Origin of the sequence: Vibrio agarilyticus (assembly GCF_012641465.1) — a bacterium.
Taxonomy (GTDB): Bacteria; Pseudomonadota; Gammaproteobacteria; order Enterobacterales; family Vibrionaceae; genus Vibrio; species Vibrio agarilyticus.
Genome location: NZ_JABAIK010000014.1, coordinates 64,409 through 85,096 on the forward strand (window position 1 = coordinate 64,409; position 20,688 = coordinate 85,096).

Below are 20,688 nucleotides of genomic sequence, written 5' to 3' on the forward strand. Positions count from 1 at the left end.
TAACACCACGCTGCCTTACGATAGGTTTTGGCGTTAACTAGTGTGATTCCACTTACTGATCAAGTAAGGTTTGATAGACAAAAAAAGTGGTTTCGGTATCGCCGTAATAGAGGGTGTTATTGGCCTGAACCGCGACTTGCAGCCATTGATCGTTGGCCGGAGCAACAGCTTGAGGCAGTTGCCAGCGCAACCCGGAATCATCGGTCGCTGCCATTGTTAATGGGATCCCCTGTTCGCTCGGTGTTTCGACAAGTGCGACTCGCACGCCTTGCAGTGGGTATTTGGCGGTTAAGCTTAACGTTAGCTCACCAGAGCTTTGCGGATCAGAGCGAAATTGAATGCCAAAGTCGCCATTTTTTAAATCACACAAGCCACTGGTATAGCGACAATTGGATTGCGCGGCCAGCTTATAGGTTTCACCTTCTTTGGCGGCGTGCGGCTTTTCACTTAGGGCCAAATCCGTGCCAACATAGGCGACTATCGACAAGATAGGCGCAATGAGTAGCGCCGCAAGCAGGTGTTTATTCTTAAACATAAGCGAGTCCTTTTCGCATTCAGAATAGCCGTTTGGGTATAAGCCTAACCATAACCAATTTGAGCGATGAAAAAAGCCCCGAGATAGGGGCTTTGTGATGTATACCCTAAGGAAAATCTTAGTGGTCGTGCGCTTCGCCTGCACCAGCAGGAATACGTACGTGTTCCACGAGATCTTTCACATCTTGTGGCGTTTCAGCTGTCACGCGTGAGACGGAATAGGCGACAGCAAAGTTGAACAGGGCACCGACTGCGCCAAACGCATTTGGCTCAATACCAAAGAACCAGTTGCTGCCCCAGCTTTGTAGGTAAGTCCAATCCGCCACAAACAAGATGCCTTTGTGCTGGAACACATAAAATAATGTGATGCCAAGGCCAGCCACCATGCCTGCGATGGCGCCTTCTTTGTTGATCGATTTGCTAAAGATCCCCATCATCAGCGCAGGGAAGATTGAAGAGCCTGCAAGGCCAAAGGCCAGCGCCACCGTACCAGCGGCAAAGCCCGGAGGGTTCAAGCCAAGATAGCCAGCCACACCAATCGCGACCGCCATGGAAATTCGGCTCGCCATCAGCTCTTTTTTCTCCGAGATGCGCGGATTAATGACCCCTTTGATCAAGTCATGAGAAATCGCAGAGGAAATCGCAAGGAGCAGCCCTGCGGCGGTTGAAAGCGCTGCGGCAAGGCCGCCAGCGGCCACCAGTGCAATCACCCAGTTGGGCAGTTGAGCAATCTCAGGATTTGCCAGTACCATGATGTCACGGTCGACTTTAAGTTCATTGGTTGACGGGTTTGAGGTGTAGTTAATTTCACCATCGTTGTTCTTATCGTCAAATTTCAAAAGGCCAGTGGTTTCCCAGTTTTTAAACCAGTCAGGGCGTTCATCATAAGCAAGATGTTGACCTGGCGCAGGGTTAACCGTGTCGATAAGGTTAAGGCGCGCCATCGCGGAAACCGCAGGTGCCGTGGTATATAAAATGGCAATGAACACCAGTGCCCAACCGGCTGAGGTACGCGCATCACGCACTTTCGGTACAGTGAAAAAGCGAATAATAACGTGTGGCAAACCTGCCGTACCTATCATGAGTGACATGGTATAGACAAACATGTTGAGGGTATCCCCTCGCACTTGCGTGGTGTATTCACTAAAGCCAAGTTCTGTGACCACTTGGTCGAGCCTATCCAGCAAATAGACATCGCTGCCAGCCATGGTGCTGCCAAGGCCAATTTGAGGCAATGGATGCCCAGTTAATTGCAATGAGATGAAAATGGCCGGAATGGTGTAAGCCAAAATGAGGACGCAATACTGAGCAATTTGAGTGTAGGTGATCCCTTTCATTCCCCCCATCACGGCGTAAATGAACACAATGCACATACCAATGCCAAGACCGGTGGCGTAATCCACTTCCAAGAAGCGACCAAATGCCACGCCAACGCCTTTCATTTGGCCGATAACATAGGTGACTGACGCGATAATCAGGCAGACAACTGCCACAATGCGCGCCGCATTTGAGTAAAAGCGTTCGCCGATGAATTCAGGAACGGTAAATTTACCAAATTTACGCAGGTAAGGTGCGAGCAGCAGTGCAAGCAGCACGTAACCGCCAGTCCAGCCCATTAAAAAAACCGAGCCGCCGTAGCCCATAAAGGCGATGAGGCCGGCCATTGAAATGAAAGAGGCGGCCGACATCCAGTCTGCCGCTGTCGCCATACCGTTGGCAACGGGGTTAACGCCACCGCCTGCCACATAAAACTCTTTTGTCGAGCCAGCGCGAGCCCAAATCGCAATGCCGATATAGAGGATAAAGGTTGCCCCGACAACGAGATAAGTGATCGTTTTTAAATCCATGTGAGTAACTCCTTATTCGTCGACGTCAAATTCGCGATCGATTTGACGCATTTTCCATGCGTAAAAGAAAATGATCGCTAAAAAGGTGTAGATGGAGCCTTGCTGAGCAAACCAAAAGCCAAGCTTATAGCCACCTAACTGAAATTGATTGAGTTCGTCGACAAACAAAATGCCGCAGCCAAATGAAACCACGAACCAGATCACCATCAGTGTGATCATCAAACGTACGTTTTTTTGCCAATAGGCTTTGGCTTTATCCTGACTTTCAATCGCCATTGCCGCCTCCCTTTGATGTGTGGTTGTTAAAAAAATGTTTCAATGCTAATTTAGCAGGATCAAACGAGTGGGGCTTTTCAACTTTAGTCGCGGCGCGATGGCAAGAAAGTAGGCAAAACTGTGGGGGCGGTACAAAAAACAGCGCAAAGTGTGAGCTGGCACTTGTCGGCTATTAGCCAAAGGTCGGAAGGGGGGAGATTACAAGTCATTAAGATGAGGTGACAGCGAGCAAGGTTTGACGCACTAGCCCGCACTGGGTCGGGCTGAGTGAGAAAGAAGATTAATGTTCGGGGCTCATTTGCTGAAGCAAAATGACCGCTTGGGTGCGGTTTGTTACGCCAAGCTTGCGGAAAATCGCCGTCATGTGCGCTTTAATGGTGGCTTCGGATACATTCAGTTCGTAAGCAATTTGTTTATTGAGTAGGCCGTCTGAGAGCATGCCTAAGACCTTGTATTGCTGCGGCGTGAGAGCGGCAATTTTATCGGCTAGCTCGTTACAAGCTTCGGGATTGTTCAGCAGCGCCGCAGGAAAATAAGGATCCCCCGAGAGCACTTGATTGAGCGCGGCGATCAGCGCTCGCATGTCACTGGATTTGGGAATAAAACCGAACGCCCCATGGCTTTTGACTTGTGAAACCACGGCGGGCTCTTCACTGGCTGAGATCACCACAATGGGCAGATCGGGAAAATCGGCGCGCAGTTGGATCAGCCCTGACATGCCATTACTGCCAGGCATTTTAAGATCCAATAGGATTAAATCAGGCTCAGGCTCTTTTTCAAGCAAAGTAAGCAGCGCGCTCAATGAGTCGGCTTCGAGCAAATTAGCGCCACTGATAGCCATGTGCACCGACTGAAACAGGGCATTACGAAACAGCGGATGGTCATCGGCGATAATGATCGTGTAACTGGCGTTCATGAGGTTAATCACTTTTGACGAATTCGTTACAAAATTATCCGCATTGAGCAAGAAGGACACAATAGATAAGCAACAAAATTCAGAGCTCCATCGTCTTTTATACCAACATTAAGCCGAAATTGTGCGGGTGAACGAGTTCACGTCCTAGTCGTATCCTTGTTGATTTTTTTATTCTTACTCAGTAGGTTAAGTTGATGTCTGGTGTGATTGGAATGGCTTTTCATCGCACCATGATGGTGTTTAAATCCGCTAAATGGATCAAGGATGAATTAGCATGAGGACGCATCTTTCACATACCACATTAGGACTGTTGCTGGTCTTAAGTGCCTCGCTGCACGCCAATGAAACGACCATTGCGCCACGGATATACAATGGCGACCGTGTTGACGTCCGTCAGTGGCCCGCGCTTGCCGCCATCTATTACGATACGACGCATTATAACGGTTTCTATGGACTGTATTGCTCCGCCACGGTATTAGATGCCAACTATGTTTTGACTGCGGCCCATTGTCTTTACGATGGCAAGGCATTGGCCACCTCACGCTTGGTGTACACCTCGATTGCACCGCAGATGGGGGATGAAAGTGAATTTGTGGCAAATCCCGAACAAGCGATTCGCGCCGCCGCATTTTATGTGCACCCCGATTTTGTCAATTCATCCGACTATCAAGGCCGCGCTTGGCCCAATGATATTGCGATCATTCGCTTGGATCAGCCATTGAGTTTGCCGGCACAAGCTTATTTACCGCTAGCCTCTAGTGCTGATACTTATTATTACCAAAAGGCGGGTCAGGAGTTTGTGGCTTTAGGCTATGGCCTGACCGAAAAACAGACCTCAGGACAGTTGCTGAAAATCACCTTGAATTATGTGGCCAACACCGATTGCGAGCTGCCAGCGGAGTCGACGCAAATTTGCACCTCAGGGCAATATAACCCGACAACCCAAGTCAACAATACCACCTGTGATGGTGACTCGGGTGGTCCTTTGTATTGGCATAATGGGAGTGAGTACGTTCAGGTTGGTATCACCAGTTTTGGTTGGAATGGCTGCTCGGTGACGTTTTCAGATCATACCGCCGTGTTTACTAAAATTGACCAATACCTACCGTGGATAGAGCGTGTCAAAAACGACAGAGAGGCTCCCGCGCTCGTGGTAACCCAAGCGATGCGAGATAATATGGTGTTGGATGATGCCAATTCGCGCGATGAGGCCAACCAAGCGCTGTCAACCACCTCTAGTGGTGGCAATATATCCATTTGGGGCCTTGGCGTATTGCTTTGCTGCGCAATACGCCGGCGTAAGAAAGATCGCTTTTCGCTATTGCGCTGATGAGGTTGCCATCATCTGATTTAAATGGGCCAAGAAGGGATCGGCGGCCATAAAACCAGTCAGGCGCGCCTGAGGCAGAGCCTCCCCTTCGGCATTCCAAAATTCAATTGTCGGCAGGCCTAACACGCGCATGGCTTTGAGCAGTTCAATGTCTTGCACTCGGTTTGCCGTGACATCAGCTTGCAGCAAGACAAAGTGCTGCAATTTATTTGCCACGGCAGGCGTATGAAAAGTGTACTTTTCAAACTCCTTACAAGCGACGCACCAGTCAGCGTAGAAATCGAGCATGACCGGTTTGCCTTGTGCTTTCGCGCTGGCGAGCTCTCGATTGAGATCCGCGAGCGTTTCAATTTGAATAAAGCTGACACTCGTGGCGTGCTCTGCACTACTTTGAGGGTTGAGCCACTGCGTGACTAAAGGCTGGGCTGATGCCACTAGGCCCAATACCGCAATAATGCCCACGACACTCTGTTTCCAGCCACCAAAGGGCAGTGCGTTTTTCAAATGGTAAAGCCAGCCAAAGGCGGCGATGCCAAGCAGTGACCACAATAGTTGCGCCCAAAATGTTGGCACAATTCGTTCAAGCAAAAACAACGGCGCAGCCAGCAGTACAAAGCCAAACAGCGTTTTCACATGGGTCATCCAATTGCCCGCTTTGGGAAGTAATCGGTTACCAAATACAGCGACTAAAATCAGCGGAATGCCCATGCCAAGCGCTAAGGCGTAAAGGGTGATACCGCCGGTCAATAGATCTCCCGTTTGCGCCACGTAAAGCAGCGCGCCTGAAAGTGGCGCTGTGGTGCACGGCGAGCAAACTAAGCCTGAAATGGCGCCCATGATGAACACGCCAACCCAGCGACCTCCTTGCTGCTGATTGCTCAGTTTATTTAACCAGGTCTGCGCGCTGCTTGGTAATTGCAGGGTGTAGACGCCAAACATAGAGAGTGCGAGCAAGACAAAAAGCACGCTCAAGCCGATAAGTACATAGGGGTGCTGCATTGCGGCTTGAAACTGCATGCCAGCTGAGGCGACAACCAGACCAAGTAGTGTGTAGGTGAGTGCCATACCTTGCACATAAACCAAAGATAGTGCGAGGGCGCGACGTGGTGATAACTTGCCTTGACCTAGCACTAAACTGGTTAAAATCGGATACATTGGCAACACGCAGGGCGTAAATGCCAAACCGATGCCAAGCGCAAAAAACAGCAATGGTGTCCACCAGTTTTGTCCCAATGTCGCCGCCAGTGAGTCTTCAGGCTGCGGCGTGGTGCTCGTGGGTTGCGATTGAGTTGTGGTGTCAGCGCTCGCGCTTGGTGTTTGTGTTGCAGTGACATTGTCAAACGCGGTGATATCGACGGTGCGAATTTCTGGTGGGTAGCAGAAACCTGCTGCCGCGCATCCTTGATATTCGACAATCAGCTTAGCACCCGGCTGCCAATCTTGCAGCTGCAGCGTTGCCATTAACGTGGTGGTGTAAATGTGTACATCACCAAAAAATTCATCGTGATAAGGCGTGCCATCTTCCATGGCAATGTTATCGATGGTGACGTTTTCACCACGAAAACTTAAGCGCTCTTGATAGAGGTAATAGTCGTCACGAATTTGCCAATCGACCAAAACTCGGGCTCCACGTTGGACCGAGTTAAAGGGAAAGGCTTGGTCAACGGGAACAAATTGGTTGCTGCCGCTGCTGAGAAGTGGCGCATTATCGTCAAAAAACGCGTAACTGGGCGCGGCAAAATGGAGTAGCAGCGCCAAAGCTGTAGCAAACCAAATACGCATTGGTGATCTCATTAAATAAACCCATTAAAACTTATCAGACCGTAGGATAAGGTAAATCGTTGCAAAGCGTTAGCGACAAATCAAAAGAGGCATATCAGGATCACAACCCAATGGATTGGCTGTTCGTAATAAATTAAGCCCCGAGAGGGGCTTAATGGGTTGATGTGGCATCACAATTTAGCGAGTAACTTACTCGTAACGTTTGGCTTTATAGGTCGGGTGCATGAAGTTTTCGACCGAGAGAATATCATCGAGCTCTTCTGCGGTGAGCAGGCCGCGATCAAGCACCACTTCGCGCACGCTCTTACCGGTTTCCGCGCAGATTTTACCGACAATGTCCCCTTCATGGTGACCAATGTACGGGTTCAGGTAGGTCACGATGCCAATTGAGTTGTACACATAGCTCTCGCATATCTCTTTGTTGACGGTAATGCCATCAATGCACTTGTCGCGTAAGTTAACGCACGCGTTGGTCAGTAAAGACAAAGACTCAAACATGCTTTGAGCGATAACTGGCTCCATCACGTTAAGCTGCAATTGCCCGCCCTCTGCAGCAAAAGAGATGGTGTTGTCGTTACCAAGCACTTTAAAGCACACTTGGTTCACCACCTCAGGCACCACAGGGTTCACTTTGGCAGGCATAATCGATGAACCGGCTTGCAGCTCAGGCAAGTTTAACTCATTTAAACCCGCGCGAGGACCAGAAGAAAGTAAGCGTAAATCGTTACAGATCTTGGACAGTTTCACCGCTAAGCGCTTAAGCGCGCCGTGAGCCATCACGTACGCACCGCAATCGGAGGTCGCTTCAATCAAATCTTCTGCAGGCACCACATCCAGCCCTGTCACCTGCGCCAAATGTTTGATTGCTAACTCTTGATAGCCTTGAGGCGCATTGAGACCGGTGCCAATCGCGGTGGCGCCAATATTCACTTCCAACAGCAGTTTTGATGTGTACTCGAGTACGCGAATTTCTTCGTTCAGCGTGACGGCCCAAGCGTGAAATTCTTGACCGACCGTCATGGGCACGGCGTCTTGCAACTGAGTACGGCCCATTTTTAGAATGCTGCTGAACTCTTGGCTTTTTAGCTCAAAGGCCGCTTTTAAATAGTCGATGGCGGTGAGCAGTTTTTGCACTGAGTTGTAGACGGCAATACGAAATCCGGTTGGGTAAGCACAGTTGGTCGATTGGCTTTTGTTCACATGGTCATTTGGGTTGATAAAATGATATTGGCCTTTTTGTTTGCCCATCAATTCAAGGGCAAGGTTTGCAATCACTTCATTGGTGTTCATGTTGACCGAGGTTCCCGCGCCACCTTGGTAGACATCGGAAGGGAACTGATCCATGCACTTGCCAGTGTTAAGCATCAAGTCACACGCCTCGATGATGTAGTGGGCCACATCGCTGGGAATGGCGCCTAACTCACGGTTGGCCAGTGCGGCGGCTTTTTTGGTCATGACCATGCCGCGCACAAATTCAGGCACATCGGAAATGGTGACGTTAGAGATTGAAAAGTTTTCCATCGCGCGAAGCGTATGAATCCCATAGTAAGCATCAGCGGGCACGTGACGTTGGCCGAGCAGATCTTCTTCAATGCGGGTGATGGCTGAGGGTTCAGCGGCGGTATTTGATAGAGTGGTCATGTAGGATCCTCTGAGCTCGGAATGACGTTTATTGTTATTAATGGCACTAGCCTTATGCCTGCATCCGTGCGCAAATCCGACAATGTATACCCTTGCGACTCGACACTGCCGCGCTGCAATTCTGAGTGGTTTGGGTATCGACACAACGCGTTGGTTTTTGTGAAATATGCGTTGTGCGCAAGCCGATCCTCGCTTGCTGTTATTGCGTTGCAATTCATCACGCAATCGCTAAGAAGAATTTCATGCTTAGTGCGATAAATTACCCAGCCATAATACCCAAGCAAACGCATAAAAATAGTAACTGGATCACTATTTGAAAAGGTGAGAAATAACTTTGCATTACTTGGGTATATCGCCGCTAACGCTGTTCGTCCGGTTTGCCAACCAATTTGAAATGGGTGTAATTGTAGGCGGAGACGCAATTGCGTCCTTTGTTCTGAGCGCGAGTGAGTGCGGTGCGCGCGTGCTGATAGCTTTCGGTTTGATCGGCAGTAATCTCGCATACGCCAATGCTTAACGTGAAGAGTTTATTGCTGCTACGGGCCACATCATCGCCAATGCGCTCTAACAAAGCACACGCCTGCTCAATAGTGGTGTGCAAAATAATGATCGCAAACTCATCTCCGCCGATGCGTGCGAGCACATCGGTATCGCGCAGCGATACTTTGAGGCGCCGAGCCACTTCGAGCAAAATTTGATCGCCAATGGCGTGGCCATGACGCTGATTGAGAGTACGAAAGGCATCGATATTACAAATCGCTAAACAATCGGGAGGGGAAGATTGATAGCGTGATTGCAGGCGAGTGTGTAAATGCAGTAGCTGATCAAACTTACTTGCGCTGAGTTGGCCTGTCGTCGGGTCGTAATCAACGCCAGCCACGGTGGTGGTGGTCAGTGGATCTTGGTCATTAATTTGTGTCAGTTGCAGTAAATAGTAATGGCTGCGCGGTAATAACCCCGGTATTTGACTGAGTTTGGCTTGATAAGGATGGTCTTGCTCTTCTCCATCCGTTAACGATACGCGGCCATGCCAAGATGGCGCGTCTGTTGAGGTTTTTGCGTGTTGCGCCATTGCCTTATCAAAGGTCGTGTCATGCACAAATCGAGTAATAGGGTAATGATACAGCCAGTCACCTCGGCCCCACACTTGACGCGCAAATTGAGGATCGGCGTAGAGAATGCGAAAGCGGCGATCAAGCACCACCACGGTGGTTTGTGGATTGGGCTCCAATAGTAAGAGGGCGTGTTGCAAATGGCTTAATGTGAGGCTTTGCATCGCAAAGGTAAACAGCGCCGCACAGACGCCAAGGGCCAACACGAGGTTGATGTAGAAGCTGCTGCTAAAGGCTGGAACGTGAAGAAACTGTTCTAATGCATAGAGCGAAAGAGGGATCACACAGAGAACGAGCCAACTGAGCGCGAGAACTTTCAGTTGGCTCAGCAATAAATTCATAACTCACCTTTGACGAAATAGAGTGTTTTATACCCAAGTGACCTCAAGATGCTGGATTCAGAGCCGGCTCACTGAGCTGAGAGCAAGGCAAACAACGCAGCGAAATAGCGAGTCTATTTTCAAGTTGTTTAACGCCGCTATCGGTTCAGTGATTGGCTCCCAAGGGGCGAGCTGTCTTGGCTCATCAGCTTTGTTGACGATTTTCGATTGAGAACCACTCAATCTTCAAATCCTCGCCTCACTGACAAACCAAGTCATTCTCGCTGAACCTCGCATCTTGAGGTTACTTGGGTATATACCGATATATCGGTATAAACGTAGTCAATATTTTTCAACCATGCGAACCTCGATGCTCATACGCTGTGGTCGCACAAAGCTTGCACAGCGTTGCGTTCACGATTATCTTGAACGCAACAAAGGAGGACATGTGTTTCCGATTTTATTACTGATGTTCATTGCGGTGCCGATCATCGAAATCGCGCTATTTATTCAAGTGGGTGGTTTTTTAGGTCTATGGCCGACCATTGGCTTGGTGCTGCTTACCGCGTTTGTTGGGGCTTCTTTAGTGCGAAGTCAAGGATTGCAAACCTTACTAAGCGTGCAATCACGCATGCAGCGCGGTGAGTTGCCTGCGCAACAAATCGTTGAGGGCGTTATGCTTGCGGTGGCAGGCGTGTTGTTATTGACGCCCGGGTTCATGACAGATGCCATGGGAATGACGGTCTTGCTGCCAGCGCCACGTGCTACGCTCGCCAAATACCTTATGGGAAAAGTGAAGGTGCAGAGCGCAGGCTTCCATGGTGGTCATGGACCATTTGGCCCATCGTCTCAAGAGCATGATCCTTTTCGCTCAGGCCCGTCAAATACCGACTCTGGCCAGACGTTTGAAGGTGAGTATGAGCGTAAAGATGAGGATAAGCGGTTAAAATAACCATTTATACCCTTTCCACTTGAAGTTGCAGCGTTGTTGGCGGGCTCTCACAAACCTCATCACATAGTTCGTCTATGCTCAGAGGCTTTGCTCGTTTGCCGCCTACCTGCAACGCCAAGTTGTTTGGGTATATCTGATTTTAATAAGTGACGGCAGCATGACGCTGCCGTTATTTTTTTAGACTAGCGCGCGCCGTCAAAGCCCATCTGACGCCAAGCTTCAAACGCGATAATCGCGACAGCATTCGACAAATTGAGGCTGCGCGCATCGGGCATCATCGGAATGCGAATGCGTTGCGCCATCGGCAAACTTTCTATCACATCCGCCGGCAGGCCACGAGTTTCCGGGCCGAACAGCAGCACATCGCCGGCTTGAAATTGCGCGTCAACGTGGTGCCCTGTGGTCTTAGTGGTACAGGCAAAAATGCGATACTGTCCTGATCGCTGCTGTTCAAGGTAGGCTAAGAAAGCCTCATAATTGGCATGACGCGTCACGCGTGCCAGATCGTGATAATCCAACCCCGCGCGACGCACTTTCTTCTCTTCCAATGAAAAGCCCAAAGGTTCAATGAGATGTAAGTTAGCACCGCAATTGGCGCAAAGTCGGATTATATTGCCAGTATTGGGGGCAATCTCGGGCTCGAACAGAGCAATGTCAAACATGCAAATAACCTTAAACGGAAAACGATGTGCCTAGTATACTCAAGCGCGCTCAAGATACGAGGACCAGCGGCAGCGTGATGCGGATGGATAATCCGCCCAAATGGCTACGACTGGCGCGTATCGTTCCGCTGTGCTGACGCACCGCACTTTCGGTGATGGCGAGCCCCAGTCCGGTACCACCACTGTGCCGGTCACGAGCGGTCGACACGCGATAGAACGGGCGAAATATCATCTCTAATTCGTCGTCAGGGACACCTGCGCCGTTGTCATCGACTTGAATGGCGATGCTGTCGGCGTTGTCTTGTAGCGTTACCATGATCTCATCGCGACTGTAATAAATGGCGTTGCGCACCACATTCTCAAGCGCGCTCATGAGTAATTTCGGGTTGCCACAAATTATGCGCTCTGGGATTGCCGAGAGTGTGAGACGTTTGTCCATCTGCTGGGCTTCAAATTGCGCATCTTCAAGCATCTCTTCCCACAGGCTACTTAACGGCTGATTTTCACGCGTCATGTGACTATTAAGCTGCATACGCGATAGCTCTAATAATTCGCCGATCATACGCTCTAAGCGCTGCGCTTCGGTGTCAATGCGCTCAAGCTCGGCGCTGTCGCCTTGTTTACGCACTGCCAATGATTGCGCCATGCGCAGCCGTGTCAAAGGTGAACGCAGCTCATGAGAAATATCAGACAACAAGCGTTGCTGCCCGGAGATCATTTGATTGACCGCTTTTACCATTTGGTTAAAGGCGGTGCCAGCTTGACGAAATTCGCTCGTGCCCGTTTCAAGGCTGGGGTCGGTAACGAATTCGCCTTTTGCCACACGCATCGCCGCGTTCTCTAAGCGTCGCGCCGGTTGTGATAATGCCCATGCGAGCCAAAGTAGCAATGGTGTACTGGCCGCCATCACCGCAAGTAACAGTTGCAGTGGGTGATCAAACAGCCGTAGCAAAAGTGGCATGCCGTTATCCCACTTTTGAGCGATAAATAGCTGTAATGATTGACCATCTAGCGTAATCGGAAGTGGTCCAGAAAGCATGTAACGGCCGTACAGCTTTTGCATTGGCTGATGTGAGTCATCAAGGCTGGTGATGAAATTGCGAATTGCTTTGGTACGAAAGTCGCCGCGTTTTTTGTTTGTCAGCACGGTGCCATCATCTGCGGCCAAGAAAAAACGCAATTTATTCTCTTTGTCGTGGTCATCATCATCGCGCTGCTCAAAGCGCTCAACAATGCGCGAGATATCATCAAAGTGCGCATAGCGGCGTTGTAACTTATCGCGGATCATCAGTAAATGCTGATAGTGTTCGGGCTCAATCGTACGGGTTTTTCGCGGGTCGAGATCTGGCAATGATAAAACCGCCATGAGCACTAATAGCATGGTGAACCAAAAAATCGCGAAGATGCGCCCATACAGGCTGTTAAATTTAGGCAAGCGCATCAATCTTCTTCCACTAACATGTAACCTCGACCACGTAAGGTTTTAATGCGTGATTTGCCATCAAATCGGTCGGGCAGTTTCTTACGTAAATTAGACACGTGCATATCAATAGCGCGATCAAACGCGGCGAGACGTTTTCCTAATACATCAAGGCTCAGTGCCTCTTTGGTTAAAATTTGACCTGGGTGCTGAACCAAGTGGCTGAGCAGAGCAAACTCGGTGGTGGTCAAATCGAGCAGCGCACCTTGGTAGTAAGCTTCTTGTTTGCCGGGATAAAGTACAATCTCTTGGTACTCTATCTGTTCCGACGGCTTGTCTTTACGCCCACTTTGAGTTCGGCGCAAAATGGCGCGAATACGAGCCAGTAGCTCACGATCACTAAAGGGTTTGGGTAAATAGTCGTCGGCGCCCAACTCTAAGCCCAGCACGCGATCAATCTCATCGCCTTTGGCGGTCAGCATCAGCACCGGGGTCTCCCACTGCTCACGCAGTTTTTTCAGCGTTTCTGTGCCATTGAGCTTAGGCATCATCACATCAAGTAAGATGAGATCAATGTGCTCGTTGACCGCAGCGAGGCCCGCTTCACCGTCGTTGGCTTCAGTGACATGAAATCCCTCAAGTGTAAGCACTTCTTTGAGCAGGCTTGTCAGCTCAATGTCGTCATCAATCAGTAAGATATGCGCCATAATGACCTCAAGTGTTGGGGCGATATAGGGCATTGTACTGTGAATTTGTTTTGCCGCGAGTATCAACCGCGCACTTTACGAATCTTTACGCTCTCTGTACGTCACTTTACGTTGCACGATTTATTCTAATCTCAAGCGCAATACAGAGCGTCGCCCAACTCAATGAGGATACAGATTATGAACTTGAAAAAAGCATTAATTCTAACGGCAGTAGCCCTACCTTTGACGTTAACATTTGGCACAGCCAGTGCAGATGGCTTTGGTGGTCACAAAGGCAAGCAAGGCCGATGTGAGCTCGATATGGGTAAAAAAATGCTGCGCCAGTTGGATCTGACAGAAGCGCAAAAATCTGAACTGAAGACACTACGTGATACTCAGCGTGACGCGATGCGAAATGTGTCTGATGCAGAGCGTCAAACTCGCATCGATCAGCGTAAAGCTCAGCAACAAGCGGTGCAGAAGCTGATACTTGCCGATACCTTTGATGCGTCTCAAGCGCAAACATTGGCGCAAGAGATGGCAAACCAACAAGCTGAGCGCCGCGTTAAACGCATGGAAATGCAACATAAAATGTTGAGCGTGTTAACGCCAGAGCAGAAGACTGAGCTTGCGAAACTGCAGCAAGAGCGTTTGGAAAAATGTGGTGAAAAACGCGGTAAAGGTCGTCGCTAAGTTCACTGATTCGACATCGCTCACGAGAGTTAGAAATCAAACCGCCAAGCGTTGTGCTTGTGCGGTTTTTGTTTTGTTAAGCGAAAGTAACTTAGTTATGATGCCGATTTAGCTATGGTGCTAACTTAGGTATATAATCGGCGTAAAAAACCGACACAGACTTTATGAATACGGAATATCATCGCTTAGTGACGCTAGCAGCATGGCTAACCACCGCCGTCGCCGTTTTACTTTTGGTCACCAAAATTTCTGCGTGGTGGCTGACGGGTTCGGTCAGCCTACTGGCCTCTTTGATTGATTCTATGCTGGACATTGGCGCGTCGGTGCTCAATTTAGTGGTGTTGCGTTACGCGCTACAACCTGCTGACCGAGAGCATCGCTTTGGTCACGGTAAAGCGGAATCGCTTGCCGCCCTGGCTCAAGCCATGTTTGTCTCTGGCTCAGCTATTTTTCTTATCCTTTATGGCATTGAACGTTTTTTCCATCCCGAGTCGGTTGCCGACCCTGAGTATGGAATGATGGTCAGTGTGTTTGCCATTGTGGTTACCTCAGCGTTAGTGCTGTTTCAAAAGCAAGTGGTGCGTAAAACCGGCAGTCAAGCCATTGCTGCGGACTCTTTGCACTATCAATCGGATGTCTTGATGAACATCGCGATTATTATCGCACTGGGCTTAAGCGCGTATGGCTTTGGTCACGCAGATGCGGTGTTTGCTATAGGAATTGGCCTGTTCATTTTGTTTAGCGCGGTCAATATGGTGCGAGAGGCTCTAAAAACCTTGCTCGATCACGCCTTACCCGAAGACGAAAATCAGCGCATTCGCCAAATCACATTAGCGGTACCTGGGGTGCTTGGCGTGCATGATTTGCGTACGCGGCTTTCAGGGCCGACCCGTTTTATTCAATTGCATCTTGAGCTTGAAGACACGCTTTTGTTAATTGAGGCGCATCGTATTGCCGATAAGGTAGAGGCGGATTTGATGGCTGAGTTTGTAGGCGCAGATGTTTTGATTCATCAAGATCCATTGTCTGTGGTGAGCGAAGAGCGTCAAAGAAAAGCGTTGCAACGCTCAGAGTTTGCATCTGCTGCAGAGTAGTGAAAGCCGCACTATTCTGATATGAATCAACGAAGTTTATGAATAAAATCGTAATACTCTTACATAAGTAGAAAAATTACACAAAATTTGGCGTTTTGATTGGTAATCACACCCAGTGAATGTAACATAACGACCAAATTTAGCGCATAAAATGATAGCGAAGAAAACGTTATCAACAATTACAGTTTTAAATTTGATTGCCAAAATCGAGGGTGAGCATGATTAAGAAGATCGGTGTTTTAACGAGTGGTGGTGATGCACCGGGTATGAACGCTGCGATCCGCGGCGTTGTCCGTACGGCACTGTCTAAAGGATTGGAAGTTTATGGTGTGCAAGATGGCTACCTTGGACTTTATGAAGACCGCATCGTCCCGCTAGATCGTTCTAGCGTTTCTGACGTGATTAACCGTGGTGGTACCTTTCTAGGTTCTGCGCGTTTCCCTGAATTCAGAGAAGAGTCAGTTCGCCAAAAAGCGATTGAAAACTTGAAGAAACATGGCATCGAGGCTCTTGTGGTTATCGGTGGTGACGGCTCTTACATGGGCGCGAAAAAACTGACCGAAATGGGTTACCCATGTATTGGTTTGCCAGGCACTATCGACAACGATATCGCAGGTACTGATTACACCATCGGTTATTTGACCGCATTAAACACCGTTATTGATGCGATTGACCGTTTGCGTGATACCTCATCATCACACCAACGTATCTCTATTGTTGAAATCATGGGCCGTCATTGTGGCGACTTGACCCTGATGTCAGCGATTGCTGGTGGTTGTGAATACATCATCTCGCCAGAAACAGGCTTGGATAAACAGAAGCTGATTCAGAATATTCAAGATGGCATTTCTAAAGGCAAAAAGCATGCGATCATCGCATTGACTGAGCTGATGATGGACGCCAACGAATTAGCAAAAGAAATTGAAGCGGAAACTGGCCGTGAAACTCGCGCGACCGTGCTAGGTCACATTCAACGTGGTGGTCGCCCAACAGCGTTTGACCGCGTGTTGGCGTCACGCATGGGTAACTACGCTGTGCACCTATTGATGGAAGGTCATGGTGGACGTTGCGTGGGTATCGTGAAAGAGCAGTTAGTGCATCACGATATTATTGACGCGATTGAGAACATGAAGCGCCCAGTTCGTAACGATTTGTACGAAGTGGCGGAAGAGTTGTTCTAAAACGCAATTCCCTTACCAAGCCACAATGGCCGCTTGATGCGGCATCTTTAAGTGGTGTCGGTATCTTGATAAAAACGCGCTCAAATTGGAGCGCGTTTTTTTATTCTTCCTGTTTGCGTAATACGATCTTTTCATGACGACGAGCGTAGCGATAGCCGAGCAGCCCACCAATCACGTTGCCGAGTGCCATTCCCACAAAAAGCCCTTCAATGCCGGCCAGTTTACTGCCAAGCCATGCGCTGGGAAGCGTAAACACAAAGAGGCGTAACGCACTCCAAAAAAAGGCTTTCAACGGCTCAACCATCGCATTTAACCCACTGACTAACAGCATCATGATCCCTTGACAGCCATAGCTTGCAGGCACAATCAGTAAGTAATGCCATAAGGTTTGGCGCACGCCAAGATCGTCAGAAAACAGCGCCGAAAGCGGCACACTCAGCGGCACCATCATAATAAAAATCACGCCTTGAAATACCAAAGCAAACCGCATGCTTAAAAACCAACCTGCTAAAGCGCGCTGGGGCTGTTTTGCGCCTAAGTTTTGCGCCATAAAAGGCGTGAGCGCCGAACCCAGCGCCATCATCACTAACAGTAAAATCGACTCAATGCGCTGCGCGGCGCCAAAGGCTGCTACTGCCTCTGTCCCTTGTTTGGCAAGCAGCATCATGAGTAGAGCGCCGCACAGAGGGTTTAATAGATTCGCCATCGCAGCCGGTGTGGCGATGCTCATAATGTGGCGCCAATCGGGCAAAATATCACGCCAATGGGGCCAGCTTATAAGGTGCACGCGCCGCTGCAATACCCAGGTTGAGCCGATGAGCGCCCCGGCCCAACTGATTGCGCTAGCGATAGCCGCACCTTGAATGCCCCATTGAGGAAATGGACCAATACCAAAAATTAACAATGGATCCAGCACGCCGTTGATCAGTCCCGCGATGACCATGATCATGGCGGGCGTTTTGGTATCGCCGGTTGCGCGAATGGCGCTGTTTGCGGTCATTGGCACCACGAGAAGCGGAATGGCGATAAGCCAAATCACCAGATAGTCGTGAATCAGCGGCAGTAAATTCGGTTCTGCGCCCATCAAAGTGAACAGGGGCGCGAGCCCGAGCAACAGCACTTGCGCTGCGAAAGTGACCAACAGCAGTGCCAGCAAAATACCGTGAATGGTCAGCTGGGCAGCTCGGCGAGTGTCGCCTTGGCCAAGCGTATGACCAATCGAGGTGGATAATCCGACGCCGACCCCCATGGTGATGCAATTTAACGCAAACGTGATTGGAAAGGTGAAGCTGGCGGCAGCAAGCGCATCCGTGCCTAACATCGAGATAAAAAAGGTGTCCACCAAATTGAACAGCAAAATGGCCACCATACCAAACACCATGGGAGTGGTAAGTGTGCGTAGCGTTTTGGCAATTGGGGCGCTGAGTAACCCGTGTTTATCTCGCATAGAAGGTGTGACGCCTGAGTTGCGGTTATGGCCAACCAGAATACAAGAAATTGAAGTGCGCGGCGACCGAGCTGTTATAGTTTGGTTGCACTAAGGTTTTGCTGCCGATGAAATGTTAAAACGTTGAATATTTGCGCAAAGTCACAAAATTATTTCTTCTCACCCTTGGGATCGCAGGCTTTGTCCCCACATATCGTTTAACCAGCCTAGAATTGCTGGACGTTAAGCAAATTTCAAATGGATAGATCAGGAGACAACCGATGAACATTCGTCCATTACACGACCGAGTTATTGTAGAGCGCAAAGAAGTTGAATCAAAATCTGCTGGTGGCATCGTGCTAACTGGCTCGGCTGCGGAAAAGTCAACTCGTGGCGTTATTCTTGCTGTAGGCAAGGGCCGCATTCTTGAAAACGGCACAGTTCAACCTTTGGACGTGAAAGTGGGTGATACAGTGATTTTTGCGGAAGGCTATGGCACCAAAACCGAAAAAATCGACGGTAAAGAAGTTCTGATCATGTCTGAAAACGACATCATGGCAATCGTTGAGTAATTCATTCTGAATCACAACGGCACATTCAATCATCGAATTTAGAAGGAAATAAAAATGGCTGCTAAAGACGTAAAATTTGGTAATGACGCTCGCGTAAAAATGCTAGAAGGCGTCAATATTCTTGCTGATGCGGTAAAAGTGACTCTAGGCCCTAAAGGTCGTAACGTCGTTCTCGACAAATCTTTTGGCGCGCCAACCATCACGAAAGATGGCGTGTCAGTTGCGCGTGAAATCGAACTTGAAGACAAGTTCCAAAACATGGGCGCGCAAATGGTGAAGCAAGTGGCTTCACAAGCAAACGATGTGGCGGGTGACGGCACCACCACGGCGACCGTTTTGGCTCAATCCATTGTTAACGAAGGTCTTAAAGCGGTTGCGGCGGGTATGAACCCGATGGATCTTAAGCGCGGTATCGACAAAGCGGTAACGGCTGCAGTTGAAGAGCTTAAAGCGCTATCAAAAGATTGTTCTACAACGACTGAAATCGAGCAAGTGGGCACCATTTCGGCAAACTCAGACTCTAGCGTGGGTAAAATCATTGCTGAAGCGATGGAGCGTGTAGGCCGCGATGGCGTTATCACTGTTGAAGAAGGCCAAGCACTGCACGATGAGCTGGACGTAGTAGAAGGCATGCAGTTCGACCGTGGTTACCTATCTCCTTATTTCATCAACAACCAAGAAGCGGGTTCAGTTGATCTCGACAGCCCATTCATCCTACTGGTTGATAAGAAAATCGCGAACATTCGTGAACTGCTACCAGCACTTGAAGCGGTCGCAAAAGCCTCTCGTCCACTGCTTATCATCGCAGAAGACGTTGAAGGTGAAGCGCTAGCAACATTGGTTGTCAACAACATGCGCGGCATCGTTAAAGTGGCCGCGGTTAAAGCGCCTGGTTTTGGTGACCGTCGTAAGCAAATGCTACAAGACATCGCAATCCTAACTGGTGGCCTTGTGATCTCTGAAGAAGTGGGTCTAGAACTTGAAAAAGCAACACTAGAAGATCTTGGCCAAGCCAAACGCGTGAGCATCACGAAAGAAAACACCACCATCATTGATGGCATGGGTGAAGAAGCGATGATCCAAGGCCGTGTGGCGCAAATCCGTCAACAAGTGGAAGATGCGACGTCAGATTACGACAAAGAGAAACTGCAAGAGCGCGTGGCGAAATTGGCCGGCGGTGTTGCGGTGATCAAAGTAGGCGCAGCCACTGAAGTTGAAATGAAAGAGAAGAAAGACCGCGTAGAAGATGCACTGGCTGCAACTCGCGCTGCGGTTGAAGAAGGTATTGTTGCGGGTGGTGGCGTAGCTCTTATCCGCGCAGCATCAAAAATCGCATCACTAGAAGGTGACAACGAAGAGCAAAACGTGGGTATTCGCGTAGCCCTTCGCGCGATGGAAGCTCCACTGCGTCAAATCACCAAAAACGCGGGTGATGAAGAGTCTGTTGTGGCGAATAATGTTCGCGCTGGCGAAGGTTCATACGGTTACAACGCGGCCACTGGCGAGTACGGCGATATGCTAGAGATGGGTATCCTTGACCCAACTAAAGTGACGCGTTCTGCACTGCAGTTTGCCGCTTCTGTTGCGGGCCTAATGATCACCACCGAAGCGATGGTGACAGACCTACCACAAAAAGAAGGCGCAGGCATGCCAGATATGGGCGGCATGGGCGGAATGGGTGGTATGGGCGGCATGATGTAATGCGACAAGGGTCGCATTTGACCGTTCCTTGGTGTTAATCACTAAGGTGAACAGAAATATCAGTAGATATAACTGTTCTAGCTATTGCCTGAGGATGTAAGGATAGCGCTCTCCCAAGAGTTCCTCACCACTACACCACTCGCCGGAAACGGCAATTAGGAAACAAGTGCTGAGGCAGCCATGCTGCCTCACTTTTCACTATGAGCACGTTTATCCTTTAGGCAAAATCTGAAGGTACAGAATGTGTGCGGGAAACCGCTATTTAGGAAATAAAACTTGGGACCGACATATCTGACAACGTCAGATATGCCCTCCACTTAAAGCACTGACTTCTTAGCAGAACACGGTAATTCAATGTGTTTTCATTACAAGAAGATGCGCTTCACGGTCAAAACGACTGAAGCTTGTGTGTTGTATTGTCTTACCTTCAGCAGCAGTTTGAATGGATAAGACCAACTTTGTAGCAAGTTGTAGCCTAGGGATAGTGCGAATCTGGTAACGGATTGGTGCGAAGCTTCCTGACAATGTACCCCCTGAAAAGGT

18 protein-coding genes are annotated in these 20,688 nt (G+C 49.4%); 7 read left to right on the forward strand and 11 right to left on the reverse strand.

Going from position 1 to position 20,688, the window contains the following annotated elements; genetic code table 11:
• Nucleotides 1–52: 52 nt before the first annotated feature.
• The 4 genes from HGP28_RS13940 to HGP28_RS13955 form a co-directional block, all read right to left on the reverse strand.
• Entirely contained in the window at nucleotides 53–535 is a 483-nt protein-coding gene (locus HGP28_RS13940; RefSeq protein WP_168837086.1) for a hypothetical protein, read from the reverse strand.
• 118 nt (nucleotides 536–653) lie between these two features.
• The gene (locus HGP28_RS13945) at nucleotides 654–2,381 is read right to left on the reverse strand and encodes a sodium:solute symporter family protein (protein WP_168837087.1); all 1,728 of its coding nucleotides are present in this window, start codon (nucleotides 2,379–2,381) and stop codon (nucleotides 654–656) included.
• 12 nt (nucleotides 2,382–2,393) lie between these two features.
• Nucleotides 2,394–2,657, reverse strand: a complete 264-nt coding sequence (locus HGP28_RS13950; protein ID WP_168837088.1) for a DUF4212 domain-containing protein — start codon at nucleotides 2,655–2,657, stop codon at nucleotides 2,394–2,396.
• A gap of 280 nt (nucleotides 2,658–2,937) precedes the next feature.
• Nucleotides 2,938–3,573 carry a response regulator gene (locus HGP28_RS13955; protein WP_168837089.1) on the reverse strand — a complete coding sequence of 212 codons (636 nt, stop codon included), beginning with the start codon at nucleotides 3,571–3,573 and terminating at the stop codon, nucleotides 2,938–2,940.
• 274 nt (nucleotides 3,574–3,847) lie between these two features.
• On the opposite strand from HGP28_RS13955, the gene HGP28_RS13960 reads away from it, so the two are divergent.
• Nucleotides 3,848–4,903: a trypsin-like serine protease gene (locus tag HGP28_RS13960; RefSeq protein WP_168837090.1), complete on the forward strand. Its 1,056-nt coding sequence runs from the start codon at nucleotides 3,848–3,850 to the stop codon at nucleotides 4,901–4,903.
• On the opposite strand, the gene HGP28_RS13965 is transcribed toward HGP28_RS13960, so the two are convergent.
• From HGP28_RS13965 to HGP28_RS13975, 3 genes are all read right to left on the reverse strand, one after another.
• Nucleotides 4,892–6,685, reverse strand: coding sequence for a protein-disulfide reductase DsbD (locus HGP28_RS13965; RefSeq protein WP_439333863.1), 1,794 nt, complete (start codon nucleotides 6,683–6,685; stop codon nucleotides 4,892–4,894). The genes HGP28_RS13960 and HGP28_RS13965 overlap by 12 nt on opposite strands.
• 189 nt (nucleotides 6,686–6,874) lie before the next feature.
• Nucleotides 6,875–8,326, reverse strand: a complete 1,452-nt coding sequence (gene aspA / locus HGP28_RS13970) for an aspartate ammonia-lyase (protein WP_168837092.1) — start codon at nucleotides 8,324–8,326, stop codon at nucleotides 6,875–6,877.
• A gap of 358 nt (nucleotides 8,327–8,684) precedes the next feature.
• Nucleotides 8,685–9,779: a GGDEF domain-containing protein gene (locus tag HGP28_RS13975; protein ID WP_168837093.1), complete on the reverse strand. Its 1,095-nt coding sequence runs from the start codon at nucleotides 9,777–9,779 to the stop codon at nucleotides 8,685–8,687.
• Between the two features lie 427 nt (nucleotides 9,780–10,206).
• On the opposite strand from HGP28_RS13975, the gene HGP28_RS13980 reads away from it, so the two are divergent.
• Nucleotides 10,207–10,710, forward strand: a complete 504-nt coding sequence (locus HGP28_RS13980; RefSeq protein WP_168837094.1) for an FxsA family protein — start codon at nucleotides 10,207–10,209, stop codon at nucleotides 10,708–10,710.
• 182 nt (nucleotides 10,711–10,892) lie between these two features.
• Here the strand turns inward: HGP28_RS13980 and HGP28_RS13985 are convergent, their stop codons facing one another.
• The 3 genes from HGP28_RS13985 to HGP28_RS13995 are packed head-to-tail and all read right to left on the reverse strand — an operon-like array spanning nucleotide 10,893 to nucleotide 13,499.
• Nucleotides 10,893–11,372 (reverse strand): tRNA (cytidine(34)-2'-O)-methyltransferase, encoded by a 480-nt coding sequence (locus HGP28_RS13985; protein ID WP_168837095.1) that lies wholly within the window; start codon nucleotides 11,370–11,372, stop codon nucleotides 10,893–10,895.
• Between the two features lie 49 nt (nucleotides 11,373–11,421).
• Nucleotides 11,422–12,813, reverse strand: a complete 1,392-nt coding sequence (gene cpxA, locus HGP28_RS13990; protein WP_168837096.1) for an envelope stress sensor histidine kinase CpxA — start codon at nucleotides 12,811–12,813, stop codon at nucleotides 11,422–11,424.
• Nucleotides 12,813–13,499 carry a response regulator gene (locus tag HGP28_RS13995; RefSeq protein WP_168837097.1) on the reverse strand — a complete coding sequence of 229 codons (687 nt, stop codon included), beginning with the start codon at nucleotides 13,497–13,499 and terminating at the stop codon, nucleotides 12,813–12,815. Before HGP28_RS13995 ends, cpxA begins: the two co-directional genes overlap by 1 nt.
• A gap of 177 nt (nucleotides 13,500–13,676) precedes the next feature.
• Between HGP28_RS13995 and HGP28_RS14000 the strand changes: the two genes are divergently transcribed.
• From HGP28_RS14000 to pfkA, 3 genes are all read left to right on the forward strand, one after another.
• A complete protein-coding gene (locus HGP28_RS14000; RefSeq protein ID WP_168837098.1) occupies nucleotides 13,677–14,171 on the forward strand; it encodes a CpxP family protein in 495 nt (164 codons plus the stop codon).
• A 164-nt stretch (nucleotides 14,172–14,335) separates the two neighbouring features.
• Nucleotides 14,336–15,265 (forward strand): CDF family cation-efflux transporter FieF, encoded by a 930-nt coding sequence (gene fieF, locus HGP28_RS14005; protein WP_168837099.1) that lies wholly within the window; start codon nucleotides 14,336–14,338, stop codon nucleotides 15,263–15,265.
• A 218-nt stretch (nucleotides 15,266–15,483) separates the two neighbouring features.
• Complete coding sequence (gene pfkA / locus HGP28_RS14010; protein WP_168837100.1) at nucleotides 15,484–16,446, forward strand: 6-phosphofructokinase; 963 nt, start codon at nucleotides 15,484–15,486, stop codon at nucleotides 16,444–16,446.
• A 100-nt stretch (nucleotides 16,447–16,546) separates the two neighbouring features.
• Here pfkA and HGP28_RS14015 read toward each other — a convergent pair whose 3' ends face one another.
• Nucleotides 16,547–17,893 (reverse strand): MATE family efflux transporter, encoded by a 1,347-nt coding sequence (locus tag HGP28_RS14015; protein ID WP_168837101.1) that lies wholly within the window; start codon nucleotides 17,891–17,893, stop codon nucleotides 16,547–16,549.
• Between the two features lie 260 nt (nucleotides 17,894–18,153).
• Between HGP28_RS14015 and HGP28_RS14020 the strand changes: the two genes are divergently transcribed.
• Nucleotides 18,154–18,444 carry a co-chaperone GroES gene (locus HGP28_RS14020; protein WP_168837102.1) on the forward strand — a complete coding sequence of 97 codons (291 nt, stop codon included), beginning with the start codon at nucleotides 18,154–18,156 and terminating at the stop codon, nucleotides 18,442–18,444.
• A gap of 54 nt (nucleotides 18,445–18,498) precedes the next feature.
• Complete coding sequence (gene groL / locus HGP28_RS14025; protein WP_168837103.1) at nucleotides 18,499–20,145, forward strand: chaperonin GroEL; 1,647 nt, start codon at nucleotides 18,499–18,501, stop codon at nucleotides 20,143–20,145.
• Nucleotides 20,146–20,688 lie beyond the last annotated feature (543 nt).

What these genes read in the sequence shown, in the direction of transcription:
- HGP28_RS13940 (WP_168837086.1), bottom strand. Translation starts at nt 535, where the DNA reads ATGTTTAAGAATAAACACCTGCTTGCGGCGCTACTCATTGCGCCTATC.
- HGP28_RS14015 (WP_168837101.1), bottom strand. Translation starts at nt 17,893, where the DNA reads ATGCGAGATAAACACGGGTTACTCAGCGCCCCAATTGCCAAAACGCTA.
- HGP28_RS13955 (WP_168837089.1), bottom strand. Translation starts at nt 3,573, where the DNA reads ATGAACGCCAGTTACACGATCATTATCGCCGATGACCATCCGCTGTTT.
- aspA (WP_168837092.1), bottom strand. Translation starts at nt 8,326, where the DNA reads ATGACCACTCTATCAAATACCGCCGCTGAACCCTCAGCCATCACCCGC.
- HGP28_RS13965 (WP_439333863.1), bottom strand. Translation starts at nt 6,685, where the DNA reads ATGCGTATTTGGTTTGCTACAGCTTTGGCGCTGCTACTCCATTTTGCC.
- cpxA (WP_168837096.1), bottom strand. Translation starts at nt 12,813, where the DNA reads ATGCGCTTGCCTAAATTTAACAGCCTGTATGGGCGCATCTTCGCGATT.
- fieF (WP_168837099.1), top strand. Translation starts at nt 14,336, where the DNA reads ATGAATACGGAATATCATCGCTTAGTGACGCTAGCAGCATGGCTAACC.
- groL (WP_168837103.1), top strand. Translation starts at nt 18,499, where the DNA reads ATGGCTGCTAAAGACGTAAAATTTGGTAATGACGCTCGCGTAAAAATG.
- HGP28_RS13975 (WP_168837093.1), bottom strand. Translation starts at nt 9,779, where the DNA reads ATGAATTTATTGCTGAGCCAACTGAAAGTTCTCGCGCTCAGTTGGCTC.
- pfkA (WP_168837100.1), top strand. Translation starts at nt 15,484, where the DNA reads ATGATTAAGAAGATCGGTGTTTTAACGAGTGGTGGTGATGCACCGGGT.
- HGP28_RS13995 (WP_168837097.1), bottom strand. Translation starts at nt 13,499, where the DNA reads ATGGCGCATATCTTACTGATTGATGACGACATTGAGCTGACAAGCCTG.
- HGP28_RS14020 (WP_168837102.1), top strand. Translation starts at nt 18,154, where the DNA reads ATGAACATTCGTCCATTACACGACCGAGTTATTGTAGAGCGCAAAGAA.
- HGP28_RS13960 (WP_168837090.1), top strand. Translation starts at nt 3,848, where the DNA reads ATGAGGACGCATCTTTCACATACCACATTAGGACTGTTGCTGGTCTTA.
- HGP28_RS14000 (WP_168837098.1), top strand. Translation starts at nt 13,677, where the DNA reads ATGAACTTGAAAAAAGCATTAATTCTAACGGCAGTAGCCCTACCTTTG.
- HGP28_RS13985 (WP_168837095.1), bottom strand. Translation starts at nt 11,372, where the DNA reads ATGTTTGACATTGCTCTGTTCGAGCCCGAGATTGCCCCCAATACTGGC.
- HGP28_RS13945 (WP_168837087.1), bottom strand. Translation starts at nt 2,381, where the DNA reads ATGGATTTAAAAACGATCACTTATCTCGTTGTCGGGGCAACCTTTATC.
- HGP28_RS13950 (WP_168837088.1), bottom strand. Translation starts at nt 2,657, where the DNA reads ATGGCGATTGAAAGTCAGGATAAAGCCAAAGCCTATTGGCAAAAAAAC.